Origin of the sequence: Bacillus sp. EKM206B (assembly GCF_011066015.1) — a bacterium.
In the GTDB taxonomy this organism is placed as follows: domain Bacteria; phylum Bacillota; class Bacilli; order Bacillales; family Bacillaceae; genus Bacillus; species Bacillus velezensis.
Window position 1 is genome coordinate 213,631 of the sequence record NZ_JAAMNL010000002.1, and the last position, 23,996, is coordinate 237,626.

Below are 23,996 nucleotides of genomic sequence, written 5' to 3' on the forward strand. Positions count from 1 at the left end.
GTGGGCCGTCTCTAAAAAAAATAAAAAAAATACGATATAAAAGAGGATATACATAGAATATAACGAATAGTTTCATTAAACATAAATTGTGAGAAATCAGATAAGAATTTGTTGATGCTGTTGTTTTTGTTACACACTTGTAAAGCCACATTCATTGTATTGTTGTTCCGCAAATAATAGAATAGAATTTGATCGAAATGTGAGGAGGTGCCATAGAATGAACAACAATGAACTTTACGTCAGTCTTGACATCGGTACGTCCAATACAAAAGTGATCGTCGGAGAAATGACAGATGATTCCCTTAACATTATCGGAGTGGGAAATGTACCGTCTGAAGGGTTGAAAAAAGGCTCAATCGTTGATATAGATGAAACCGTTCATTCTATAAGAAAAGCGTTTGACCAAGCTGAAAGAATGGTAGGTTTTCCGCTGAAAAAAGCCATTGTCGGCGTTAATGGAAATTATATTCATATTCAAGATACGAACGGCGTTGTCGCTGTTTCCAGTGAAAACAAAGAAATTCACGTTGAAGACGTCCGCAGGGTAATGGAAGCGGCACAGGTCGTGTCAGTTCCGCATGAGCAGCTGATCGTAGACGTCGTTCCGAAACAGTTTATTGTTGACGGAAGAGACGAAATTACCGATCCGAAAAAAATGCTCGGCGTGCGCCTGGAAGTAGAAGGCACGCTGATTACCGGCTCCAAAACGATCTTACATAATTTACTTCGCTGTGTGGAGAGAGCGGGCGTTGAAATTACTGATATCTGCCTGCAGCCGCTTGCGGCCGGTTCGGCGGCTTTGTCAAAAGACGAAAAAAACCTCGGAGTCGCCATGATTGATATCGGCGGCGGCTCGACGACGGTGGCGGTATTTGAACAGGGGCACCTGAAGGAGACAGCCGTCATTCCGCTCGGAGGCGAAAACATCACGAAAGATGTATCGATCGGATTGCGCACTTCCACCGAAGAGGCTGAAAGAGTAAAAAAACAATTCGGACATGCATTCTACGATGAGGCTTCAGAAGATGAAGTATTTGAAGTCACCGTCATAGGAACGAATCAAAAGCAATCTTTTACACAGCAGGAAATTGCCAATATTATTGAAGCAAGAGTGGAAGAGATTCTTGAGATTGCCGCAGCCGAAATTGAGCATATGGGAATTACAGATCTGCCCGGCGGCTTTGTGCTGACCGGCGGACAGGCCGCAATGCCCGGAGTGCTTTCATTGGCACAGGAAGTGCTGAGGCACAATGTAAGGGTCGCAAGCCCGAATTATATCGGTGTAAGAGACCCTCAGTATATGACGGGTGTCGGCTTGATACAATTTGCCTGCCGAAATGCCAGAATTCAGGGAAGAAAAATAGGCTTTCATATGCCGGAAGAAGCCGTGCAGGAAATCGCGGTCTCTCACGAAGAAGAACATCATCAGCGGCCAGAGGCGCAGCAGCGTCCAAAAGCAAAACAAAAAACACAAGCCGAACACAACAAACCGAGCAAAATGAAAAAACTATTAAGCATGTTTTGGGAATAGATTGATAGTCATTCGGCAGATTAGGAGGATTTAGCATGTTGGATTTCGAAACAAACATAGACGGCTTAGCATCAATTAAAGTAATCGGAGTAGGAGGCGGCGGTAATAACGCGGTCAACCGAATGATTGAAAATGAAGTGCAGGGTGTAGAGTACATTGCGGTAAACACGGACGCGCAAGCTCTTAACCTGTCAAAAGCGGAAGTGAAAATGCAGATCGGGGAAAAGCTGACCCGCGGTCTCGGAGCGGGAGCGAATCCGGAAGTCGGCAAAAAAGCCGCTGAAGAAAGTAAGGAACAAATCGAAGAAGCGCTAAAAGGCGCTGACATGGTGTTCGTTACAGCCGGAATGGGAGGCGGTACCGGAACGGGAGCCGCACCGGTTATCGCGCAAATCGCAAAGGACTTAGGCGCTTTGACTGTCGGTGTCGTAACAAGACCGTTTACATTTGAAGGAAGAAAACGCCAGCTGCAGGCTGCAGGCGGTATCACGGCAATGAAAGAAGCCGTTGACACACTGATCGTTATTCCGAATGACCGCATTCTTGAAATTGTCGATAAAAACACACCGATGCTTGAAGCATTCCGTGAAGCTGATAACGTGCTTCGCCAAGGGGTGCAAGGTATCTCTGACCTCATCGCGACGCCTGGTTTAATCAACTTGGACTTTGCCGATGTCAAAACCATCATGTCCAACAAAGGTTCAGCATTGATGGGTATCGGGATCGCTACGGGCGAAAGCCGTGCTGCTGAAGCCGCCAAAAAGGCGATCTCCAGTCCGTTACTGGAAGCGGCAATCGACGGAGCGCAAGGTGTTTTGATGAACATTACGGGAGGTACAAACCTGAGCCTCTACGAAGTGCAGGAAGCAGCCGACATCGTCGCTTCTGCATCTGACCCTGATGTCAACATGATTTTCGGTTCAGTTATCAATGAAAATCTGAAAGATGAAATCGTCGTCACCGTTATTGCGACCGGTTTTATCGAACAGGAAAAAGATGACTCAAAACCGCAGCGTCCGACTTTAAACCAAGGATTGAAGTCTCAAAGCCAAAACGCTGCGAAACGTGAGCCGAAACGAGAAGAAACACAGCATCAAAACACGGTGAACCGCCATACATCACAGCCGGCGGATGATGCCCTCGACATTCCTACATTTTTAAGAAACCGCAACAAACGCGGCTGATGTAAAAAAGGACAAGACCACATGGTTTTGTCCTTTTTCTTTTTTGTGTACAGTCTTCCTTCCTATCCCCATGATCTATACAGCGAAAAAAGCAACTTTATACCTATGACGAATTGATTGTTTTTTAGTTTCATACGGCTTTCTACAGAATGTGACAATATCTGGATGGAAGATTGTCTACATTTAACGTACAGCATCGAAAATGACAAACGATTCCAATTATGAAGGAGGGATACACATTTTATAGGGCGTTACCAAATAAGGGGGGATACGATTGAAGAAAAAAACGAGAAACAGATGGACAGGCTCCGTTTTAAGCGCGATTGTCGTCAGTTCCCTGTTGTTTCCGGGTGCAGCCGGAGCGAACAGCACACCGGGGGCAGTTTCTTTCACCAAAGATCTTTCTTCCTCTAAGAGCATTCAGCATAAGATTTCCGATTCAGTCAAGAAGCGTTTTGAAAAAAATGATAAAGTCACGTTTCTTATCAAATTTAAAGAGAAAGCCAATACGAAAAAAGCGGTCAAAGAAGCAGAAAAAAACGCCAAGTCTCAATCGCTTTCCGCAGCAAAAACCGAATATCAAAAGCGGTCAGCCGTCGTTTCTTCTTTAAAACTGGCGGCTCATGATGCGCAGCAGAATCTGAAAACATATTTGGAAAAACAAAAAAAGAAAGGCAAGGCTGATCACATCCATTCCTATTATATTGTCAACGGAATGGCAGTCACTGCTTCGAAAGAGGTAATGGAAAAAGCCGCCTCATTTCCTGAAGTAGAAAAAGTTCTTCCGAATGAAAAACGTCAGCTTACTCAACGACAATCAAAAGCTCCTTTTCAAATGAAGAAAAAACAAAAAGAGATCAAAGCAAAGGAAGGCATCGAATGGAATATCAGCCAAATTGGTGCGCCGCAGGCCTGGGCCTCAGGATACGACGGAACCGGCACGGTTGTCGCCTCCATTGATACGGGAGTTCAGTGGGATCATCCGGCGCTTAAAGAAAAATACCGGGGTTACGATCCTGAAAATCCCGCAGCGCCGAATCATGAAATGAACTGGTATGATGCCGTGTCCCATAAAGACGCTCCCTACGATGACCTTGAACACGGCACTCATGTAACAGGGACCATGACGGGTTCAGAACCTGACGGCTCAAATCAAATCGGTGTGGCTCCGGGGGCGAAATGGATCGCAGTAAAAGCATTTTCAGATGACGGAGGAACTGATGCCGATATTTTGGATGCCGGTGAATGGGTGCTCGCGCCTAAAGATAAAAACGGCACGCCCCATCCCGAGATGGCGCCGGATGTTGTCAATAATTCCTGGGCAGGCGGTTCGGGAATGGACGAGTGGTACCGCGATATGGTGAATGCGTGGAGAGCGGCAGGGATTTTTCCGGAATTCTCTGCGGGAAATGAAGACTTATTTACACCGGGAGGACCGGGTTCAATCGCAAACCCGGCCAATTATCCTGAAGCATTTGCGACAGGTGCGACTGACATCGACAAGAAACTCGCTGATTTCTCACTTCAAGGCCCCTCACCGTATCATGAAACAAAACCGGACATTTCGGCTCCGGGAGTGAATATCCGTTCTTCGATTCCTGGAGGAACATACGAAGGCGGCTGGGACGGAACTTCAATGGCCGGGCCGCATGTGGCGGCGACAGCGGCTTTGTTAAGGCAGGCGAACGCCTCTATTACGGTCGATGAAATGGAAGACGTTTTGACGCGCACCGCCGAAAAGCTGACAGATTCCGTTTTTCCGGAATCACCGAATAACGGTTACGGCCACGGTCTCGTTAACGCTTTTGATGCCGTTTCTGCCGTAACGGACGGAATCGGAAGCGTAGAAGGCAAGGTCTCTTCTGCGGGCGAAGATCACAATCCGCCCAGCTTTCACCATGAACCGGTCTCAGCGGCTTACAAAGGGGCAAACCTTCCGTTGACGGTTACAGCAGAAGACGATGTAAGCGTAACTGAAGTCAGCCTTTCCTATCAGTTTGATGAAGGAGAGTGGAAAACGACAGCCGCCGTTCAAAAAAGCGGTGATGAAAAAAAGGGAACATACCAGGCGGAAATTCCGGATGTAACGGGAAGCAAGGTAAGTTATAAATGGACCATAAAAGATTTCGGAGGTCATTCTGTAGAATCTGATACGTACCGGGCTGACGTGAAACCGAGCATTACGGCGGGATACAAAGAGGATTTTGAATCACAGCCGGCGGGCTGGTCCAGTTACGGGACACATGACCAATGGGAATGGGGTATCCCGGGTTCAGGGCCCGGCACCGCATTTTCCGGAGATAAAGTGTATGCGACGAATCTGTCCGGCCCTTATGCCGATTCAGCCAACATGAATTTGGTGATGCCTCCGATTCAAGTTCCGGAAACAGGACGGCTGTTTTTGCAATTTAAAAGCTGGCACAAGCTCGAAGAATTTTTTGATTACGGGTATGTGTTCGTTCTTCCGGAAGGAAAATCAAATTGGGAGCAGGCGGCCGTTTACAATGGTGACTCCGCAGGATGGAACGATGAAGAGGCAGATTTATCTGCGTATAAAGGCCAAAACATAAAGCTCATGTTTAATATGCAGTCAGACGAAGTACTCAATGAAGACGGATGGTATATCGATGATGTCCGGCTTTCAAGCAGCCCTCTCGGCAAGGCGGCTAAAAAAAGTAAACACAATAGGCAAACACCTCCCGGCCACCTGAAGAAAAAAGCCGTCAGTCCGAAACAGGCTAAACCGGCAGTGAAATCACCCGGAAAAAGAGTAAAACGTGAAACAAACCTCCTCCCTCTCAGAGCGCAAATCAGTGTCGCCGAGACGGGGAAATCCGTATATTCCGACCCTGCAAGCGGAAGCTACAGCCTGTCGCATAAGGCGGGAAGCTATACGCTGAAAGCCGAGGCTTACGGATTTAAGTCCGCTTCGAAACAAGTTTCTATTCAATCAGACAAAACCGCACAGGCAGACTTTACACTGGAGCAAATGCCGTCCGGCACGCTAAAAGGAACCATCACCAATCAGTCAACAGGCGAACCGGTAAAAGGGGCTGCGCTTTATGTGGCTGAGGATGCCGCAATTGAACCGGCGGTGACAAACGATAAAGGGGAATATTCGCTTAAGGCGTACGAAGGCTCCTACACAATCAAAGTAGCGGCAAAAGGCTTTTACAATAGCGAATTTTCCGTTGACATCAAAGGAGATGCTGAAAAAAACGTCAAGCTTAAGCCGTATATTGGTTATGAAGGGGAAATTGCCTATGATAACGGAACGGAAGAAGCCGCGCTGTCATATTTTAAAGCCGGCAGCAAATCTGCCGTTAAGATGACGCTTAAAGACGGAAAAGAACACGGTATGCTGACAGGAGGCCTTTTTAAATTTTGGGGCGCCGACTGGCCTGATCCGGGCGGTACCGAATTTCAAGCAGAAGTATATGATGCATCTGGCCCTGATGGAGCTCCGGGCAGCAAAATTGCCGGCCCGTTCCAAGCTGAAGCGCTTCGAAACGGCGAATGGACCAAAGTGGATCTCAGCTCAAAAGGAATCGCGGTCGGAAAGGATTTTTATCTTGTGTTCCGCCAGACGAAACCCGATCCTTATACACCTGCCCTGTCATCTGATGACGGCAGTCCGTACTCGAACAGAAACTGGCAATACCTTGACGGCCGCTGGTCAAAAGCCGATAAATCAGACGGAAACTTTATGATCAGGGCTTTGGTCGACTACGAAGCTTCTGTGCCTGACATAATGTCGCCTGAAGACCGGTCATTTACAAACAAGAAGTCAATCACGGTGAAAGGAACAGCTTCACCAAAAACCGCTGTCCGTCTTACCAATAACGGTAAAACCGCCGCAGAAACGAAAGCAGATGCAGACGGCAATTTCCAGGCCGGCGTCACACTCACTGAAGATGCCAATCGGCTGACGGCGGCATCTGTGACAGACAGCGGGTCAACCGATGAGTCACGCCCTGTCACGGTCATACTGGATGAGGATAAGCCGGATGTGACGATTGACAGTCCGGCAAACGGTGATAAAACAAATAAAGAAGCAGTGACCGTAAAAGGAAAAGTGCACGACGCCCATTTAAAATGGGTAAAGGTGAACGGAAAAAAAGCTGAGGTAAATAACGGTTCTTATCAAGCGAGAACCCTTCTGGAAAACGGCAGCAATGAGATCAAGGTCACGGCCTCAGATGAAGCGGGTAACAAAACAACGAAAAAGACGGTGATCGATGTCAATTACAATGCTCCCGTCATTTCCGGATTGGTTCCCGGAGCGGATAAGGAATTAAAAGCCGGAGAATCAGTGAAAATCGCTTTTTCAAGCGGAAAGAAATTAGACGCTTCCTTCGTTATCCGTCTGCCTCTGACAAACGCCCGGGCAGGGAGCCAAAACGCAACAGAGCTTCCGCTGAGAGAAATTTCTCCGGGACGATATGAGGGTTACTGGACGGCGACCTCTTCCATCAAAGCAAGCGGAGCAAAAATTGACGTTATCGCAAGAGATGACTACGGAAATGAAACGAGACAGACGGCTAAAGGAAAACTTTATATCAATGAGTAAAAACAGAGCGCTGCCAGATCACGGCAGCGCTTTTTTAGTTGAAGCGGACAATAGGAAATCAACCCTTTCGGCCCTCGACAAATAAAACGGTTATCCCTTAAAAATTGTACTTTACCCTCAACATTAATTGACAGACTTTCCCACAGAGCTTGCTTTATACTTATGAAACAAGAGAGAGAAACAGATAAGTAAGACAAAAGAGGAAAGGGGTCAGATGTGAAAATCTATCTGGATGTCATTTGGCTGTTGAACTTTTGTTTTGATTCTCTTTTGCTTTTATTGACCGCCTTTATTTTAAAACGCCAGGTAAAAAAAAGAAGAGTGGCCGCCGGCGGTTTCATCGGGTCAGCCATTGTGCTTCTGATGTTTACGCCTGTTTCTCCCTTTGTGGAGCATCCGGCGGGAAAAATGGCGTTTTCAGTAGTCATCGTGCTTGCGGCTTTTGGCTTTAAACGGTTCCGATACTTTTTTCAAAATTTGTTCGCCTTTTATTTCGCGACTTTTCTCGTCGGCGGGGGAATGATCGGCGTACATTCCCTGCTGCAGACAGAATCAATTGTGCAGCAAGGCGTAATGGTCACAAGCCAGACCGGATTCGGCGACCCGATCAGCTGGATGTTTGTAGTTATCGGATTTCCGGCCATATGGTTTTTTTCGAAAAAGAGAATTGAAGACATCGAGACGAAGTCCATTCAGTACGATGAACTTGTCATGGTGCAGGCGGAATTCAGCGGACAGACAATCCGCGCGAAAGGATTGGTGGATTCCGGGAATCAGCTGTATGATCCGCTGACGAAAACGCCGGTCATGATCCTTCACATTGACAAATTCGCTCCGATTCTCAGCGAAAAGGAAACGGCCCTCATCAAATCCGCCAGTCCGCTTGAAGTGATAGAGCAGCTTGATGATTCGTTCCGCCATGCGGATAAGCTGAGGCTGATTCCGTACAGGGGCGTCGGCCAGGACAATCAATTTTTACTCTGTTTAAAGCCGGATTACGTCACGATTTTAACAAAAGACGAAATGATCGCTTGTGAAAAATGCCTGATCGGCATCAGCACGAAACCATTATCCGCGGACGGTGAATTTGACGGAATCGTTCATCCGAAGATGCTGACAGGGAAGGCTGTAAAACATGTTTCCTGACGAAAAGTCTGTTATTCATCATACTCAAAACGCGTTGTATTTAGAAGGGGGAGGAAGATGAAAAAACTTAAGCTGCGTCTGACATATTTGTGGTATAAATGGCTGATGAAACTCGGACTGAAAAGCGATGAAGTGTATTACATAGGAGGAAGCGAGGCGCTGCCGCCGCCTTTGTCTAAAGAAGAGGAGCAGGTGCTCTTATTAAAGCTGCCGAGCGGGGATCAGGCGGCGCGGGCCATCCTGATTGAGAGAAACTTACGTCTTGTCGTTTACATTGCCCGCAAATTCGAAAATACCGGCATCAACATCGAGGACTTAATCAGCATCGGCACCATCGGTTTGATCAAAGCGGTAAACACTTTTAATCCGGAAAAGAAAATCAAACTCGCCACCTACGCGTCGCGATGTATCGAAAACGAAATTTTAATGTACTTGCGCCGAAACAATAAAATCCGTTCAGAGGTGTCCTTTGATGAACCGCTGAACATTGATTGGGACGGAAACGAACTGCTGCTTTCGGATGTGCTCGGCACAGATGATGATATTATTACAAAAGACATTGAAGCCAATGTGGATAAAAAACTTTTGAAAAAAGCGCTTGAGCAATTAAACGAAAGAGAAAAGCAGATTATGGAACTGCGTTTCGGGCTTGTCGGAGAAGAAGAAAAAACACAAAAAGATGTAGCCGACATGATGGGGATTTCACAATCTTATATCTCCCGGCTCGAAAAGCGGATTATCAAAAGACTGAGAAAAGAGTTTAACAAAATGGTGTAAATTTTTTTCCATCTGACAGCCCTTACTGCTGCAAGGATTGCCGCAGCCGGATGTTTATTTCTGTAAAATGGCGGTGCATATTTTTCCCACCCGAGGAGATACTTAACGTTGTACAGCAGCTCCTAGTGGGAGGGAAAAACGTGTCAAGAAATAAAGTCGAAATTTGCGGGGTGGATACCTCCAAATTACCGGTGCTCAAGAATGAAGAGATGAGAAAGCTGTTTAGGCAATTACAGGATGAGGGCGATGATTCAGCGAGGGAAAAGCTTGTAAACGGCAATCTGCGCCTTGTCTTAAGCGTCATTCAGAGGTTTAACAACAGAGGAGAGTATGTTGATGACTTATTTCAGGTCGGCTGCATCGGACTAATGAAATCCATTGATAATTTTGACCTAAGCCATAATGTTAAGTTTTCAACATACGCTGTACCGATGATCATCGGAGAAATCCGCAGATATTTGCGGGATAATAATCCGATCCGCGTCTCGAGGTCGCTTCGCGATATCGCATATAAAGCGCTTCAAGTAAGAGAGCGGTTAATCAGTGAGACAAGCAGGGAGCCGACAGCAGAGGAAATCGCCAAAGTTCTTGAAGTGCCCCATGAAGAAATTGTGTTTGCCCTTGACGCCATCCAGGATCCGGTTTCACTGTTTGAGCCGATTTATAATGACGGCGGCGATCCGATTTACGTGATGGACCAGATCAGCGATGAGCGCAATAAGGATACACAATGGATTGAGGAGCTCGCTCTGAAAGAAGGCATGAGAAGACTGAACGAACGGGAAAAAATGATTTTGCGAAAGCGCTTTTTCCAAGGGAAAACCCAAATGGAGGTCGCTGAAGAAATCGGCATATCCCAAGCTCAGGTCTCAAGGCTTGAAAAAGCAGCCATTAAACAAATGAATAAGAATATCCATCAATAACGGAAAAAGCCTTTAAACCTTGTTTAAAGGCTTTTTTCATGCGATGGTTTACGTTTGCAAAAAAGTGATGTATTCTAATGTGTAAAAGTTTTTAGAAAATTTAAACAAAGTAAACGGGGGAAACGCAATGATTTTACAGCTGGACAGTGTGTCATTAAAAAGAAACGGGAAATGGATTTTGAAAGATATTAACTGGCGCGTCGAGAAAAACGAAAATTGGGTGCTGTACGGATTAAACGGAGCCGGAAAAACGGCTTTGCTGAACATGTTATGCTCTTATTACTTCCCCACTTCAGGAGAGATGCAGGTGCTCGGCCATCAATTCGGCAAAACAGAGCTCGGTGACAGGCTCAGAAGGAAAATCGGCCTTGTTTCGGCCGGTCTTCAGCACAAATTATATGCCGCGGACTCCGCTTTTGAAATCGCCCTCAGCGGCGCGTACGCCTCAATCGGGCTGTACGAAACTCCGAGTGAGCAGGTAAGGGAAAAAGCGATCGGTCTTCTGAAGGATTTGGGCGCCATCGGTTACGCCGACAGACGGTATGAAACATTATCACAAGGGGAAAGACAAAGAGCGCTGATTGCGCGGGCGCTTATGGCTGATCCGGAACTGCTGATTTTGGACGAACCCGTGACGGGTCTTGATTTTATGGCAAGGGAGCAGCTGCTGGACACGATTACGTCGATCGCCGAAAAAGAAAATGCGCCGTCCATCCTTTATGTCACCCATCACGCTGAAGAAATTCTGCCGGTATTTGATCAGGCGCTTCTTTTAAAACAAGGCGAGGTGTTCGCCTCCGGGAAAATCAGGGACATGCTTTCTGACGAGCGCCTTACTGCGTTTTTCGATATGCCTGTCAATGTCTTATGGAACAATGGCCGCCCGTTTTTAACACGTGCAAAAGAGGCATCATCCGTAAAATAACATAAATTCACCCTGGGGGTGCTGCCATGCGGCTGAGAGAGACGTTTGTCTCAACCCTTAACGGACCTGATCCGGATCATGCCGGCGGAGGGAAGCGGTGAAAAAAGCGGAGGAAGATCCGTTTTTTACCCGTTTCATTTCATGAATGAAATGGGTTTTTTGATACAGCCAAAGGGGAGATTTCCAATGCATCAGATTGATATGCTGTTACACCAGGCGGAGAAACGGCGGCACGACTTCATACATATTGCTGAAAGATTGATAGCCTTTCCGACTCCGGCCCCGCCAGCAAGAAATACGGCAGAAGCCCAAAAGTGGGTGGCCGGCTTTTTAAAAGAAACGGGCTGCTCGGTCGATATGTGGGATGTGTATCCGGAAGACCCGAATGTAGTCGGTGTTTTAAAAGGGACAGATTCAAGCAGGCATCAAAGCCTGATTTTAAACGGACACATTGATGTGGCAGAAGCCGGGGGCGAAGACTGGCACTCTGACCCGTTTCAGCCGATCGTAAAAGACGGCATGCTGATCGGAAGGGGCGCCGCTGATATGAAAGGGGGGTTGGCGTGTGTACTTTTCTCTCTGAAGCTGATCCATGATGCCGGCATTGAGCTTCCGGGCGACCTCATTGTACAGTCTGTAATCGGAGAAGAAGTCGGTGAGGCGGGGACGCTGGAATGCTGTAAACGCGGCTATCACGCGGATTTTGCCGTTGTCGCGGATACGAGCAGCCTGCATATTCAAGGGCAGGGCGGAGTCATCACCGGCTGGATAGAATTGAAAAGCAAACAAACATTTCATGACGGCATGAGGCGCAATATGATTCATGCGGGCGGAGGCACATTCGGAGCGAGCGCCATCGAAAAAATGGCGAAAATCATCGCTGCCTTGGGAGAGCTGGAGCGCCACTGGGCGGTAACGAAAAGCTATCCCGGCTTTGCGCCCGGCACCAATACGATCAACCCCGCCGTCATTGAAGGCGGAAGACATGCAGCGTTTGTCGCCGATGAATGCCGGTTATGGATCACCGTCCACTTTTATCCGAACGAAACGCACGAACAAGCAGCCGCAGAAATCGAAGACTATATTAATCGTGTCGCTGACAGTGATCTGTGGCTCAAAGAAAACAGGCCGGTGTTCAAATGGGGCGGATCTTCGATGATTGAAGACAGAGGAGAGGTGTTCCCGGCGCTGGAAATCGACCCGGATCATCCGGCAGTTTCTGTCTTGGCTGCATCACACTCAGCCGTCAAAAAACAGGAGCCCGTCATTGATGTTTCACAAACCGTAACTGACGGAGGGTGGCTTTATCATGCCGGGATTCCGAGCGTCATATACGGTCCCGGCGATTTAAAAAACGCCCACTCCGTAAACGAGGAAGTGTCCGTTGATGAGCTTATGGACTATACGAAAATCATGTTGAGATTTATCCTCGGCTGGTGCAGCCGCAAAAAAGATTGCCCGATGTGACAAGGTTCAGCCCGGCCGTTCATATAATAGGAAAAAGAACGGGCAAAGGGCGTGATACGGATGATCAGCATATCTGAATTTCAAATAAAAGATGTGGTAAACGTGTCGAACGGAAAAAAACTCGGAAGCATCGGTGATATTGATATTAACGTGACAACGGGAAAAATTCAGGCGATTATTTTAGGCGGCAGCGGAAAAGTTCTCGGTTTTTTCGGAAAAGAAGAGGAAATGATCATTCCTTGGCGAAATATAGTTAAAATTGGGGAAGATGTCATCTTAGTGCGTGTAAACGAACCAAAGGGGGGAGCGTAATCCTCCCTTTACTTGTAAAAAGCCGGAAATCTCAATGTTTCCGGCACATTTATTTATCTCATTTTTCAATCAGCCGCTAAACGTATGCTTAAAATTGTGTTAAAATGAGTGGGAAATTACGCTTTTTTAATGTTTGTCGAAAGGTTGGATCTCCATGAATACATATCACCCGTTTAGTCTTACCACCCCCTCGGCACTCATGATAGAAGACTGGAACTGTGTGAATCAGCTTAACACAAAGGTCATCGCCGGATTCACAACGAAAAACGGCGGTGTCAGCAATCCTCCGTATGAGTCATTAAATACCGGATTGCACGTCCGGGACAAAGCTCATGATGTTGTGACAAACCGTGAAGTCATAGCGTCCTTATGCGGTACTGATCTGGATTCCTGGGTATTCGCCGACCAGACACATGAAAACCGCGTCCGCCGCGTGACAGCCGGGGATAAAGGAAAAGGGGCGAGAGACTATTCTTCCGCATTCCGCGGGACGGATGGGCTCTACACGAAAGATGCGAATCTTTTTTTGGCCCTTTGTTTTGCGGACTGTGTGCCCTTGTATTTTTATGACCCGGTGAAATCCATTATCGGCGCTGCCCATGCCGGATGGAAGGGGACGGTCAAACAAATCGGACGCATCATGACGGAACGCTGGGTAAACGAAGAAGGCTCCCGTTTAACAGATATTCAGGCTGTCATCGGTCCGTCCATCAGCGCGGGAAGCTATACAGTCGACGACCGCGTCATCAATGAAGTGCGGGCGCTGCCTTTTACGGCTGAATCCGCCATATGCGAAACGGAAAAAGGCCAGTATCAGCTTGATTTAAAAGAGGTCAACCGTCTTCTTCTGATACATTGCGGCATTCCGGAAGAAAACATTTCAGTCAGCGGTTTATGCACCGAACGAGAGCGTGAACTATTCTTTTCACACCGCCGCGACAAAGGGAAAACGGGACGCATGATGTCCTTTATCGGAATGAAGGAGGCGTAAGATCTTGCGTGTTGCTGATCAATTACGACATATAAACGAAAGAATAAACGAAGCATGTAACAGATCGGGCCGAAGCCCCGAAGATGTTACCGTCATCGCGGTTACAAAATACGTATCAGCTGAAAGGGCTCAAGAGGCCGTTGATGCCGGTATTACAAGTCTGGGAGAAAACCGGGATGCCGAGCTTATCCATAAGCAGGAAGTCATCAAAGGCAGCCCGGAGTGGCACTTTATCGGCAGTCTTCAGTCCAGAAAGGTGAAGGCCGTCGTTGACCGTGTATCTTATATTCATTCCTTAGACAGACTGTCATTGGCAAAAGAGATTGAAAAACGGGCGCAGCATGCAGTTCGCTGTTTTGTGCAGGTGAATACTTCGCTTGAGCCGTCTAAGCACGGTTTGAAAACAGAGGAGGTCATCCCCTTTATCAGAGAGCTTTCTGAGTTTAGAAACATTTCTGTAGAGGGCCTGATGACGATGGCTCCCCTGACAGACGATACAGAAACGATCAGAGCCTGCTTCCGGCAATTGCGTGATCTGAGGGATCAGGTGCAAAAACTGAATCAGACAAACGCACCGTGCCGGGAACTGTCAATGGGCATGTCAAATGATTATGAAATCGCTGTTGAAGAGGGCGCAACTTTTATCAGAATCGGCTCTTCATTAGTCGGAAATGAACCGGGGGTGTAAACAAATGAGCATGAAAAATAAACTGAAAAACTTTTTCTCAATGGATGAGGAGGAGTACGAGTACGAATACATTGAAACGGAGCAGGATCATCCGGAAGAGCATGAACAGCAGAAAGATAAACAGCCTGCTTACGCTCAGAAGCCGCAGGGCAAGCAGAACGTAGTAAGCTTGCAAAGTGTTCAGAAATCCTCTAAAGTGGTGTTGAGTGAACCGCGTGTTTATGCGGAAGCGCAGGAAATCGCCGATCATTTAAAGAACAGGCGGGCGGTTGTCGTCAATCTGCAGCGCATCCAGCATGATCAGGCGAAAAGAATCGTCGACTTTTTAAGCGGTACCGTCTACGCCATCGGCGGCGACATTCAGAGAATCGGTTCAGATATTTTTCTGTGCACGCCTGATAATGTCGACGTTTCCGGCACGATTTCGGAGCTTATAAATGAAGACGAACATCAGAGGTGGTAAAGCAGGATGATTCTTTATCAAATTTTTTCCGTTCTGAGTTATTTAATTTACATCTACTCGTTTGCCCTGATCATCTATATCTTTATGTCATGGGTGCCGAGTACGAGAGAAACGGCGGTCGGACGGTTTCTCGCAGCGATTTGCGAACCGTATTTAGAGCCGTTCAGAAGGATCATTCCGCCCATTGCCATGCTGGATATATCCCCGATTGTAGCGATTATCGTGCTTCGGTTTGCCACGACGGGACTTTGGGGCCTATACCGCATGATCGCAATGTATACTTGAATGCGACAGTTTGATACGGGCTTGGCACCAGCCAAGCCTCTTTACATAGAAAGGAAAGAACATGAGCGATATTTACCAGCACTTCAGACAAGACGAGCGGCCTTTTATTGATCAGGTGCTTGAATGGAAACAGATTGTCCTGGACCAGTATCGGATGAAGCTGACTGATTTCTTAGATCCCAGAGAACAGGTCATTGTAAAAGCCGTTATCGGCGATGCCTGCGGTCTTGCGTTTTTCGGAGGATATGACAGAGCTGAGCGCAAACGCGCGATTTTATACCCTGAATATATGGAACCTGAACAGGATGATTTTGAGCTTCGGGCTTTTGACGTTCAATACGCTGAAAAATTCGTCAGCATTGACCACCGCTCTCTTCTCGGATCATTAATGGGGATCGGCTTAAAGCGGCAGAAATACGGCGATCTGATTTTCTCTGAGGAAGCCGTGCAGCTGATCGTCTCCGGTGAAATCGCCGATTTTGTCAGCACTCAGCTGACCAAGGCGGGCAAAGCGCCGGTAAAGCTTGAGAAAATCGAGCTTTCCGCTCTTCACATTCCCGCTTCAGATGTCGAAATAAGGGATGACACGGTTTCTTCATTGCGTCTCGACGCCGTCTGCGCTTCAATGAGCAGGCAATCCAGGCAGAAAGCGCAGGCGCTTGTGAAAAACGGGCTCGTTAAGGTGAATTGGAAAGCCATTGAAGATCCGTCTTATCAGGTTGCTGAAGGGGACATGCTCTCGATTCGCGGCTTCGGACGATGCAGTTTGGCAAAAGTTGACGGAAAAACGAAAAAAGACAAATGGAAAGTTACATTTGAACGGCAAAAATGAGTCGTTTTTTCAGTTTTTTTCTCCATCTGTGCCGTATTTGTTTTATAATGTGAACTAGATAACCGTACTGAAATGTAAAATGGAGGTGGCAATATGCCATTAACGCCGAATGATATCCATAACAAAACGTTTACAAAAGGTTTTCGCGGATATGATGAAGATGAAGTAAATGAATTTTTAATGCAGGTCAGAAAAGATTATGAAATCGCACTCCGTAAAAAAACGGAGCTTGAGGCGAAAGTGAACGAGCTGGACGAAAAAATCGGCCACTTTGCCAATATCGAAGAAACGCTGAATAAATCAATTCTCGTAGCTCAGGAAGCCGCAGAAGACGTAAAGCGCAACTCGCAGAAAGAAGCGAAGCTGATCGTCCGTGAAGCAGAAAAAAATGCTGATCGCATCATCAATGAGTCGCTTTCCAAATCAAGAAAAATCGCAATGGAAATTGAAGAGCTGAAAAAACAGTCTAAAGTCTTCAGAACACGTTTCCAAATGCTGATTGAAGCGCAGCTCGACCTGCTGAAGAACGATGATTGGGATCATCTGCTGGAATACGAAGTCGACGCGGTTTTTGAGGAAAAAGAATAATTTTCTGATTTTCTTGACATTCTCCGGCCCGTTCGAATATAATACGTTCATAAATTCAGATGAAAAGACGATTGAAAGGGACCGGCATGAATCAAAACAGGCTATAAAGCGACCCGGGGAAGGTGAAAGCCCGGGATGGCCGGAATCATGCAGATCAGCCCTTTAGTTTCCTTTCTGAACCGAGAGTAGGAAAGGACGTTCCATCACGTTACGATGTTCGAGAGGAAAAGACGGATGATCCGTTTTTTCTAAAAGGGTGGTACCGCGAGATAAGCTTTCTCGTCCCTTATGGGATGAGAGGGCTTTTTTTATTTTCTGAAAAATGTTGTGGAGGAATGAAAATGGATTACAAAGATACGCTGTTAATGCCGAAAACAGATTTTCCGATGCGCGGAAATCTGCCGAATCGTGAGCCGGACATGCAAAAAGACTGGGAGGAGCAGGACATTTACCGTCTTGTTCAAGAACGGACGAAAGACCGCCCGAAATTCGTGCTGCATGACGGACCTCCTTATGCAAACGGAGACATCCACATGGGCCATGCCCTGAACAAAATCCTGAAAGACTTCATCGTCCGCTATAAATCAATGAGCGGCTACAACGCACCGTACGTGCCGGGCTGGGATACGCACGGACTGCCGATTGAAACGGCGCTGACGAAAAACAAAAAAGTAAACCGGAAAGAAATGTCAGTAGCAGAATTCCGCAAACTATGTGAAGAGTACGCTTGGAAGCAAATCGAGGGACAGCGTGAGCAATTCAAACGTCTTGGTGTCCGCGGTGACTGGGAAAACCCATACGTGACATTAAAACCGGAATACGAAGCGCAGCAAATCCGCGTATTTGGTGAAATGGCAAAACGAGGCTACATTTACAAAGGCCTTAAACCGGTTAACTGGTCACCTTCAAGTGAGTCTGCTCTGGCTGAAGCCGAGATCGAATATCAAGACAAACGTTCAGCATCTATTTACGTCGCTTTTGGTGTAAAAGACGGAAAAGGCGTTCTTGAAAACGGCGAGCGCATCATCATTTGGACAACAACGCCTTGGACAATTCCGGCGAACCTCGGAATCTCAGTGCACCCTGATCTTGAGTACAGCGTGATTGCAGTAGGTGAAGACCGCTTTGTCGTAGCAAGTGCCTTAGTCGAAAGTGTTGCATCAGCATGCGGATTTGATCAGTATGAAGTGACAAGAACGGTCAAAGGAAAAGACCTTGAGAACATTATCGCTGAACACCCGCTATATGGCAGAGACTCTCTCGTTATGCTTGGTGAACACGTAACAACTGATGCCGGAACAGGCTGTGTTCATACAGCGCCAGGACATGGGGAAGATGACTTTATCATTGGCCAAAAATACGGTTTAGATGTGCTTTGCCCGGTCGATGAAAAAGGTGTAATGACAAGCGAAGCTCCTGGGTTTGAAGGCATGTTCTATGATGATGCAAACAAAGCGATCACACAGCAGCTCGATGAAAAAGCCGCACTTGTGAAGCTTGAATTCATTACTCACTCTTATCCGCATGATTGGAGAACAAAAAAACCAACCATTTTCAGAGCGACAGCGCAATGGTTTGCGTCTATTAAAGATTTCAGATCAGACCTGCTGGATGCCATTAAAGAAACCAAATGGGTTCCTGAATGGGGTGAGCAGCGTTTGCACAACATGGTTCGGGACCGCGGAGACTGGTGTATTTCCAGACAGCGTGCGTGGGGTGTGCCGATTCCGGTATTTTACGCTGAAAACGGAGAACCGATTATTACAGATGAAACCATTGAACATGTTTCTGAATTGTTCAGACAGCACGGATCAAACATTTGGTTTGAAAAAGAAGCAAAGGATCTTCTTCCGGAAGGCTTTACGCATCCTGGCAGCCCGAACGGCACATTTACAAAAGAACAGGATATCATGGATGTTTGGTTTGATTCAGGCTCTTCACATCAAGCAGTGCTTGAAGAACGTGATGACCTAATTCGCCCGGCTGATTTATACCTAGAGGGATCTGACCAATATCGCGGCTGGTTTAACTCTTCTCTTTCTACAGCAGTAGCCGTAACAGGAAAAGCGCCGTATAAAGGTGTGCTCAGCCATGGGTTCGCACTGGATGGAGAAGGACGCAAGATGAGTAAATCAATCGGTAACGTTGTTGTTCCGGCTAAAGTCATGAAACAGCTTGGTGCCGACATCTTAAGATTATGGGTATCGTCAGTGGATTATCAGGCGGACGTTCGCGTGTCTGACGCCATTCTGAAGCAGGTCGCGGAAGTATACCGGAAAGTCCGCAACACGTTCCGCTTCCTTCACGGCAACCTGTTCGATTTCAATCCAAGCGTCAATGCCGTGGATGTAAAAGATCTCCGCGAAGTGGATCAATATATGCTGATCAAGCTGAATAAGCTGATCGATAAGGTGAAAAAAGCGTACGATGAATATGAATTTGCGGTTGTTTATCACAGCATTCACAATTTCTGTACGATCGAGCTCAGCTCCTTCTATCTTGATTTTGCAAAAGATGTTGTGTACATCGAGCATGCGGATCATCCGGACCGCCGCAGCATGCAGACCGTCTTCTATGAAACGCTGCTGGCGTTAGTGAAGCTGACGGCGCCGATTCTCCCGCATACGGCGGATGAAATGTGGTCTCACTTATCATTTGTTGAAGAAGCGAGCGTGCAGCTGACAGATATGCCGGAAACCATCGCTGTTCCGGACAGTCAAGCGACAGAAGAAAAGTTCGACAGCTTCATGGAGCTTCGAAACGACGTGCTGAAAGCTTTGGAAACAGCCCGTAACGAAAAAATTATCGGAAGATCATTGGAAGCGAGCCTGACTTTGTATCCGAACAAAGAAAACCGCGACCTCTTGTCATCCATTAAAGAAAATATCGCGCAGCTGTTTATCGTCTCAGAACTGACAGTAAAAGACGAAAGTGAAGCGCCTGAAAACGCGCAAAGTTTCACAACAGGAAAAATGACCGTAGAAAAAGCGGAAGGCCAGATGTGTGAACGTTCCCGCGTAATTTCTAAAGATGTCGGAGCCAATCCGAAATATCCGACATTATCACTGCGCAATGCGGAAATCGTTGAAAAATATTATCAAAAATAATGAATGAGAAAGCGCCCGGTGACAGCCGGGCGCTTTTTTTAGATGCCACTAATGTCATCGATTAGAACGACAGGAAAAATCTTATGGGCTTCAAATGGCGCTCTGGGGGCAACAATAAAGCCATAACATCAAGAGCAGGAGTTGTGATGAATGAATGATCAACTGACCGCAATCCACACGGAGCTTCTCATGATGAAAGAAGAACTTCAATCAAGATTATTCGAATATTCTTGCTTTCAAATGTCAGCATCTGTTGAACCTTCAATGAACGACCAAGAAGCAACTCTGATCTATCATATAAAAGAAGAACTTCAGGACGTTCTTCTTGCCCTGTCTAAGTTTGAAAACAATACGTACGGTTATTGTGAAAAAACAGGCGACCCCATTCCGATTGAAAAACTTGCGGTGCTGCCGACGGCCAGAACCGCTGATGATTTTTATTATCCCGCTCAATTTGAAAAGAAAACCCTTCCATATTGGGAACCCGGAGATTATGCATATGATCAGGCGCTGTATGAGTGACAGCGTCTGTTTGCATGCGCTTATGATCTGCCTTTACTCTGGCATCTTTTACTGATAAAATTCATAAAGGATAAAAGTAACTGTATACTGGAGGAACGTGTGTGCTTTATTATCTTATCGCTCTTTTTATTATTATTGCCGACCAATTGACCAAATGGCTTGTCGTCAGCCATATGGAATTGGGACAAAGCATACCTGTCATCGATCAGGTGCTTTATATCACATCTCATCGCAACACGGGAGCGGCGTGGGGGATTTTAGCCGGCCAAATGTGGTTTTTCTACGTCATTACCATCGCCGTGATTATCGGAATCGTTTATTACATACAGCGTTATGCAAAAGGGCAGATGTTACTCGGAATTTCTCTCGGCTTAATGCTGGGCGGTGCGGCCGGAAACTTTATAGACCGGGCGGCGCGCCAGGAAGTGGTGGATTTTATTCATGTCATCATCGTGGATTATCACTATCCGATTTTTAATATCGCGGACTCCTCACTGTGCGTCGGTGTAATACTTTTATTTATTCATATGCTGTTTGACAGCGGGAAAAAGAAGGAGCAATAACATGAATCAATTTGAGATAACCGTTCAGCCTGAACAAAAGAGCGAACGGATTGATAAATTTTTGGCTTCAACGGGAGAAAACTGGTCACGCACTCAAGTGCAGCAATGGGTAAAAGAGGGATTGGTATCCGTTAACGGCAAATCCGTAAAAGCGAATTATAAAATGCAGCCCGGCGATCAGGTAAACGTCACCATTCCTGAACCGGAAGAATTGGACGTGCTTGCAGAGCCGATGGATTTGGACATTTACTATGAGGATCAGGACGTCTTGGTTGTGAACAAACCGCGGGGCATGGTTGTACACCCGGCGCCCGGCCATGTGACAGGGACGCTTGTAAACGGACTGATGGCTCACTGCAACGACCTTTCCGGCATTAACGGCGTCATGCGCCCGGGAATCGTCCACCGGATTGATAAAGATACTTCCGGTCTGTTAATGGTCGCTAAAAACGATATGGCGCATGAATCACTCGTTAATCAGCTCGTCGATAAAACCGTGACCAGAAAGTACAGAGCGGTTGTCCACGGGGTGATTTCACATGATGACGGAACGATTGACGCTCCGATCGGGAGAGATAAAAAAGACCGTCAAAGCATGACCGTAACAAGAGAAAGCAGCAAAAACGCCGTCACGCATTTCCACGTGCTTGAGCGTTTTCAAGATTTCACGCTCGTAGAGTGCCGTCTTGAGACCGGAAGAACGCATCAGATCCGTGTTCATATGAAATATATCGGGTTTCCTTTGGCAGGCGACCCGAAGTACGGACCGAGAAAAACCATTGATTTCAATGGTCAGGCGCTTCATGCCGGAATATTAGGTTTTGATCATCCGCGGACGGGAGAATACATGGAGTTTGAAGCGCCCCTTCCTGAAGATATGAAAAAACTCATTGAAGATTTAAGAAATAGCCATTGACAGCGACTTTCTTTTCTGAAATAATAAAAACAAGCTGAATAGATTCTTTAACACAGTCCAGAGAGGCTGAGAAGGATAACGGATAGGACAGAAGAGATACACGTGTGTCTTCGTCCTGGAAAGGAACCCCTCTATGCTCTGGCAGGAGGGGTTTTTTCTTCTTATATACGAATGGAGAGGTGTCACGAGTGAATCAAAAAGCTGTTATTCTCGACGAACAGGCAATCAGGCGGGCGCTGACAAGGATAGCCCATGAAATGATCGAACGGAATAAAGGAATGAATGACTGCATTCTTGTAGGAATTAAAACAAGAGGCATTTATTTAGCGAAGCGGCTGGCCGAGCGGATCGAACAGATTGAAGGGAATCCGGTCACCGTCGGGGAAATCGATATCACCCTTTACCGTGACGACCTGACGAAAAAAACGAGCAATGAAGAGCCGCTTGTAAAAGGCGCGGACATTCCGGCCGATATCACAGACCAAAAGGTCATTGTGGTTGATGATGTGCTTTATACCGGCCGGACGGTGAGAGCTGCGATGGATGCCCTCGTTGATGTCGGGCGGCCGTCATCGATACAGCTTGCCGTGCTTGTCGACAGAGGGCACCGGGAGCTGCCGATCAGAGCGGACTATATCGGGAAAAACATTCCGACCTCAAAAGCTGAAAAAGTGATGGTTCAGCTGAGCGAAGTTGATCTGACTGATATGGTCGCCATTTACGAAAATGAATAATCACCCTTTTTAAATGCATTCCAGAGAGTTTGCGAAGAGGATTTTAAAACACAAAGCCGGGCGGATCGACGCGGCCGGGTTTTGTATGCCTCTTTGCGCAAAAAGCAAAGAGGTTTTTTTATACCATTTGAAAGTCAACCGGGAGGAAAACGCCATGAGTAAGAAAAAAGTAAACCTGGGAGTCAGGGACGTCCCCAATCCATTGTCCTGGCTGTCATTCAGCCTGCAGCATTTATTCGCCATGTTCGGTTCAACCATACTCGTGCCGAAACTGGTCGGAATGAGCCCGGCAGTGGCGCTTGTCACGAGCGGAATCGGGACACTCGCCTATCTCTTGGTGACAAAAGGCCAGATTCCCGCTTATCTCGGCTCATCATTCGCCTTTATATCACCGATTATCTTGGTGAAGGCGACGGGAGGGCCGGGGGCTGCCATGGTCGGCGCTTTCCTGGCGGGAATTGTGTACGGCCTGATCGCACTGCTCATCAGGCAGCTTGGAACGGGGTGGCTGATGAAGCTATTGCCCCCGGTGGTCGTCGGGCCGGTCATCATCGTCATCGGCCTCGGACTGGCAAGCACAGCCGTCAATATGGCAATGTATGCCGATCCGAATGCAAAGGAACTCGTCTACAGCTTGAAACATTTCAGTGTAGCCGGCGTCACTTTGGCCATCACCATTATCTGCGCCATCTTTTTACGGGGATTTTTAAGCCTGATTCCGGTATTGATCGGCATTATAGGCGGCTATCTGTTTGCGCTGACACAGGGCATCGTCAATTTCCAGCCGGTCATTGATGCAAAGTGGTTCGCCGTTCCTGAATTTATCATCCCTTTCAAAGACTATACGCCGTCAGTGACATTGGGCATTGCGGCTGCGATGGTGCCGGTCGCTTTCGTGACGATGTCAGAACATATCGGCCACCAAATGGTGCTGAGTAAAGTCGTCGGACAGGATTTCATTAAAAAGCCGGGACTGCACCGCTCCATAATGGGGGACAGTGTTGCGACGATCATCGCTTCGTTAATCGGCGGCCCGCCGACGACGACATACGGCGAGAACATCGGAGTACTGGCAATTACGAGAGTTTTCAGCGTCTTTGTCATCGGCGGCGCGGGTGTGATTGCGCTGTGCTTCGGATTTATCGGAAAAGTATCAGCGCTGATCAGCTCTGTTCCGTCCGCGGTTATGGGAGGCGTTTCCTTCCTGCTCTTCGGAATTATCGCCTCCAGCGGCTTAAGAATGCTGATTGACAACAACATTGATTATGAAAACAAGCGAAATTTAATTATCACATCCGTCATCCTCGTGATCGGCGTCGGCGGTGCGTTCATTCAAGTATCAAAAGGCGGGTTCCAAATATCCGGCATGGCGCTTGCGGCAATCGTCGGAGTCATCCTGAACCTTATCCTGCCGCATGCAAATGAAGAAGACGCGATTGCATCAGAAAAACAAAATCATATGTAAAACCTTT

General features: G+C 47.1%; 21 protein-coding genes, 1 riboswitch and 1 other annotated feature. All 21 genes read left to right on the plus strand.

Annotated features, from left to right (window positions below; translation table 11 throughout):
* The first annotated feature begins 217 nt into the window (after window positions 1-217).
* The 21 genes from ftsA (at window position 218) to pyrP (ending at window position 23,989) form a co-directional block, all read left to right on the plus strand.
* Complete coding sequence (gene ftsA / locus G9F50_RS04210) at window positions 218-1,531, plus strand: cell division protein FtsA (RefSeq protein ID WP_003154425.1); 1,314 nt, start codon at window positions 218-220, stop codon at window positions 1,529-1,531.
* A gap of 35 nt (window positions 1,532-1,566) precedes the next feature.
* Window positions 1,567-2,715, plus strand: coding sequence for a cell division protein FtsZ (ftsZ, locus tag G9F50_RS04215; protein WP_003154424.1), 1,149 nt, complete (start codon window positions 1,567-1,569; stop codon window positions 2,713-2,715).
* Between the two features lie 274 nt (window positions 2,716-2,989).
* On the plus strand, window positions 2,990-7,285 hold the full coding sequence (locus G9F50_RS04220) for a S8 family peptidase (RefSeq protein WP_060561718.1): 4,296 nt from the start codon (window positions 2,990-2,992) through the stop codon (window positions 7,283-7,285).
* 216 nt (window positions 7,286-7,501) lie between these two features.
* Window positions 7,502-8,431, plus strand: a complete 930-nt coding sequence (spoIIGA, locus tag G9F50_RS04225; protein WP_025284698.1) for a sigma-E processing peptidase SpoIIGA — start codon at window positions 7,502-7,504, stop codon at window positions 8,429-8,431.
* A 57-nt stretch (window positions 8,432-8,488) separates the two neighbouring features.
* Complete coding sequence (gene sigE, locus G9F50_RS04230) at window positions 8,489-9,208, plus strand: RNA polymerase sporulation sigma factor SigE (protein ID WP_007409714.1); 720 nt, start codon at window positions 8,489-8,491, stop codon at window positions 9,206-9,208.
* A 140-nt stretch (window positions 9,209-9,348) separates the two neighbouring features.
* Window positions 9,349-10,131: an RNA polymerase sporulation sigma factor SigG gene (sigG, locus tag G9F50_RS04235; RefSeq protein WP_003154420.1), complete on the plus strand. Its 783-nt coding sequence runs from the start codon at window positions 9,349-9,351 to the stop codon at window positions 10,129-10,131.
* Between the two features lie 127 nt (window positions 10,132-10,258).
* A complete protein-coding gene (locus G9F50_RS04240) occupies window positions 10,259-11,056 on the plus strand; it encodes an ABC transporter ATP-binding protein (protein ID WP_007611292.1) in 798 nt (265 codons plus the stop codon).
* A 4-nt stretch (window positions 11,057-11,060) separates the two neighbouring features.
* Window positions 11,061-11,166: riboswitch (TPP riboswitch) on the plus strand.
* A 76-nt stretch (window positions 11,167-11,242) separates the two neighbouring features.
* Window positions 11,243-12,523 (plus strand): acetylornithine deacetylase, encoded by a 1,281-nt coding sequence (locus G9F50_RS04245; RefSeq protein ID WP_060561840.1) that lies wholly within the window; start codon window positions 11,243-11,245, stop codon window positions 12,521-12,523.
* Between the two features lie 60 nt (window positions 12,524-12,583).
* Window positions 12,584-12,835: a YlmC/YmxH family sporulation protein gene (locus G9F50_RS04250; RefSeq protein ID WP_003154415.1), complete on the plus strand. Its 252-nt coding sequence runs from the start codon at window positions 12,584-12,586 to the stop codon at window positions 12,833-12,835.
* A 154-nt stretch (window positions 12,836-12,989) separates the two neighbouring features.
* The gene (gene pgeF / locus G9F50_RS04255) at window positions 12,990-13,826 is read left to right on the plus strand and encodes a peptidoglycan editing factor PgeF (RefSeq protein ID WP_020953996.1); all 837 of its coding nucleotides are present in this window, start codon (window positions 12,990-12,992) and stop codon (window positions 13,824-13,826) included.
* A 4-nt stretch (window positions 13,827-13,830) separates the two neighbouring features.
* Window positions 13,831-14,514, plus strand: coding sequence for a YggS family pyridoxal phosphate-dependent enzyme (locus tag G9F50_RS04260; RefSeq protein ID WP_060561717.1), 684 nt, complete (start codon window positions 13,831-13,833; stop codon window positions 14,512-14,514).
* Between the two features lie 4 nt (window positions 14,515-14,518).
* Window positions 14,519-14,977 carry a cell division protein SepF gene (gene sepF / locus G9F50_RS04265; RefSeq protein ID WP_007409719.1) on the plus strand — a complete coding sequence of 153 codons (459 nt, stop codon included), beginning with the start codon at window positions 14,519-14,521 and terminating at the stop codon, window positions 14,975-14,977.
* A gap of 6 nt (window positions 14,978-14,983) precedes the next feature.
* Window positions 14,984-15,262: a YggT family protein gene (locus G9F50_RS04270; RefSeq protein ID WP_003154408.1), complete on the plus strand. Its 279-nt coding sequence runs from the start codon at window positions 14,984-14,986 to the stop codon at window positions 15,260-15,262.
* A 61-nt stretch (window positions 15,263-15,323) separates the two neighbouring features.
* Window positions 15,324-16,094: a YlmH family RNA-binding protein gene (locus G9F50_RS04275; protein ID WP_015388260.1), complete on the plus strand. Its 771-nt coding sequence runs from the start codon at window positions 15,324-15,326 to the stop codon at window positions 16,092-16,094.
* Window positions 16,095-16,187: 93 nt separating this feature from the next.
* Entirely contained in the window at window positions 16,188-16,682 is a 495-nt protein-coding gene (divIVA, locus tag G9F50_RS04280) for a septum site-determining protein DivIVA (RefSeq protein ID WP_003154406.1), read from the plus strand.
* A 61-nt stretch (window positions 16,683-16,743) separates the two neighbouring features.
* Window positions 16,744-16,972: a binding site (T-box leader), on the plus strand.
* A gap of 51 nt (window positions 16,973-17,023) precedes the next feature.
* Window positions 17,024-19,789, plus strand: a complete 2,766-nt coding sequence (gene ileS, locus G9F50_RS04285; protein ID WP_060561715.1) for an isoleucine--tRNA ligase — start codon at window positions 17,024-17,026, stop codon at window positions 19,787-19,789.
* 150 nt (window positions 19,790-19,939) lie between these two features.
* Window positions 19,940-20,311: a TraR/DksA family transcriptional regulator gene (locus tag G9F50_RS04290; protein ID WP_007409725.1), complete on the plus strand. Its 372-nt coding sequence runs from the start codon at window positions 19,940-19,942 to the stop codon at window positions 20,309-20,311.
* 101 nt (window positions 20,312-20,412) lie between these two features.
* Window positions 20,413-20,874, plus strand: coding sequence for a signal peptidase II (gene lspA, locus G9F50_RS04295; protein WP_003154398.1), 462 nt, complete (start codon window positions 20,413-20,415; stop codon window positions 20,872-20,874).
* Window position 20,875: 1 nt separating this feature from the next.
* On the plus strand, window positions 20,876-21,790 hold the full coding sequence (locus G9F50_RS04300; protein ID WP_060561714.1) for an RluA family pseudouridine synthase: 915 nt from the start codon (window positions 20,876-20,878) through the stop codon (window positions 21,788-21,790).
* Between the two features lie 188 nt (window positions 21,791-21,978).
* Complete coding sequence (gene pyrR, locus G9F50_RS04305) at window positions 21,979-22,524, plus strand: bifunctional pyr operon transcriptional regulator/uracil phosphoribosyltransferase PyrR (protein ID WP_060561713.1); 546 nt, start codon at window positions 21,979-21,981, stop codon at window positions 22,522-22,524.
* 154 nt (window positions 22,525-22,678) lie between these two features.
* On the plus strand, window positions 22,679-23,989 hold the full coding sequence (gene pyrP / locus G9F50_RS04310) for a uracil permease PyrP (protein WP_007409727.1): 1,311 nt from the start codon (window positions 22,679-22,681) through the stop codon (window positions 23,987-23,989).
* Window positions 23,990-23,996: the final 7 nt, after the last annotated feature.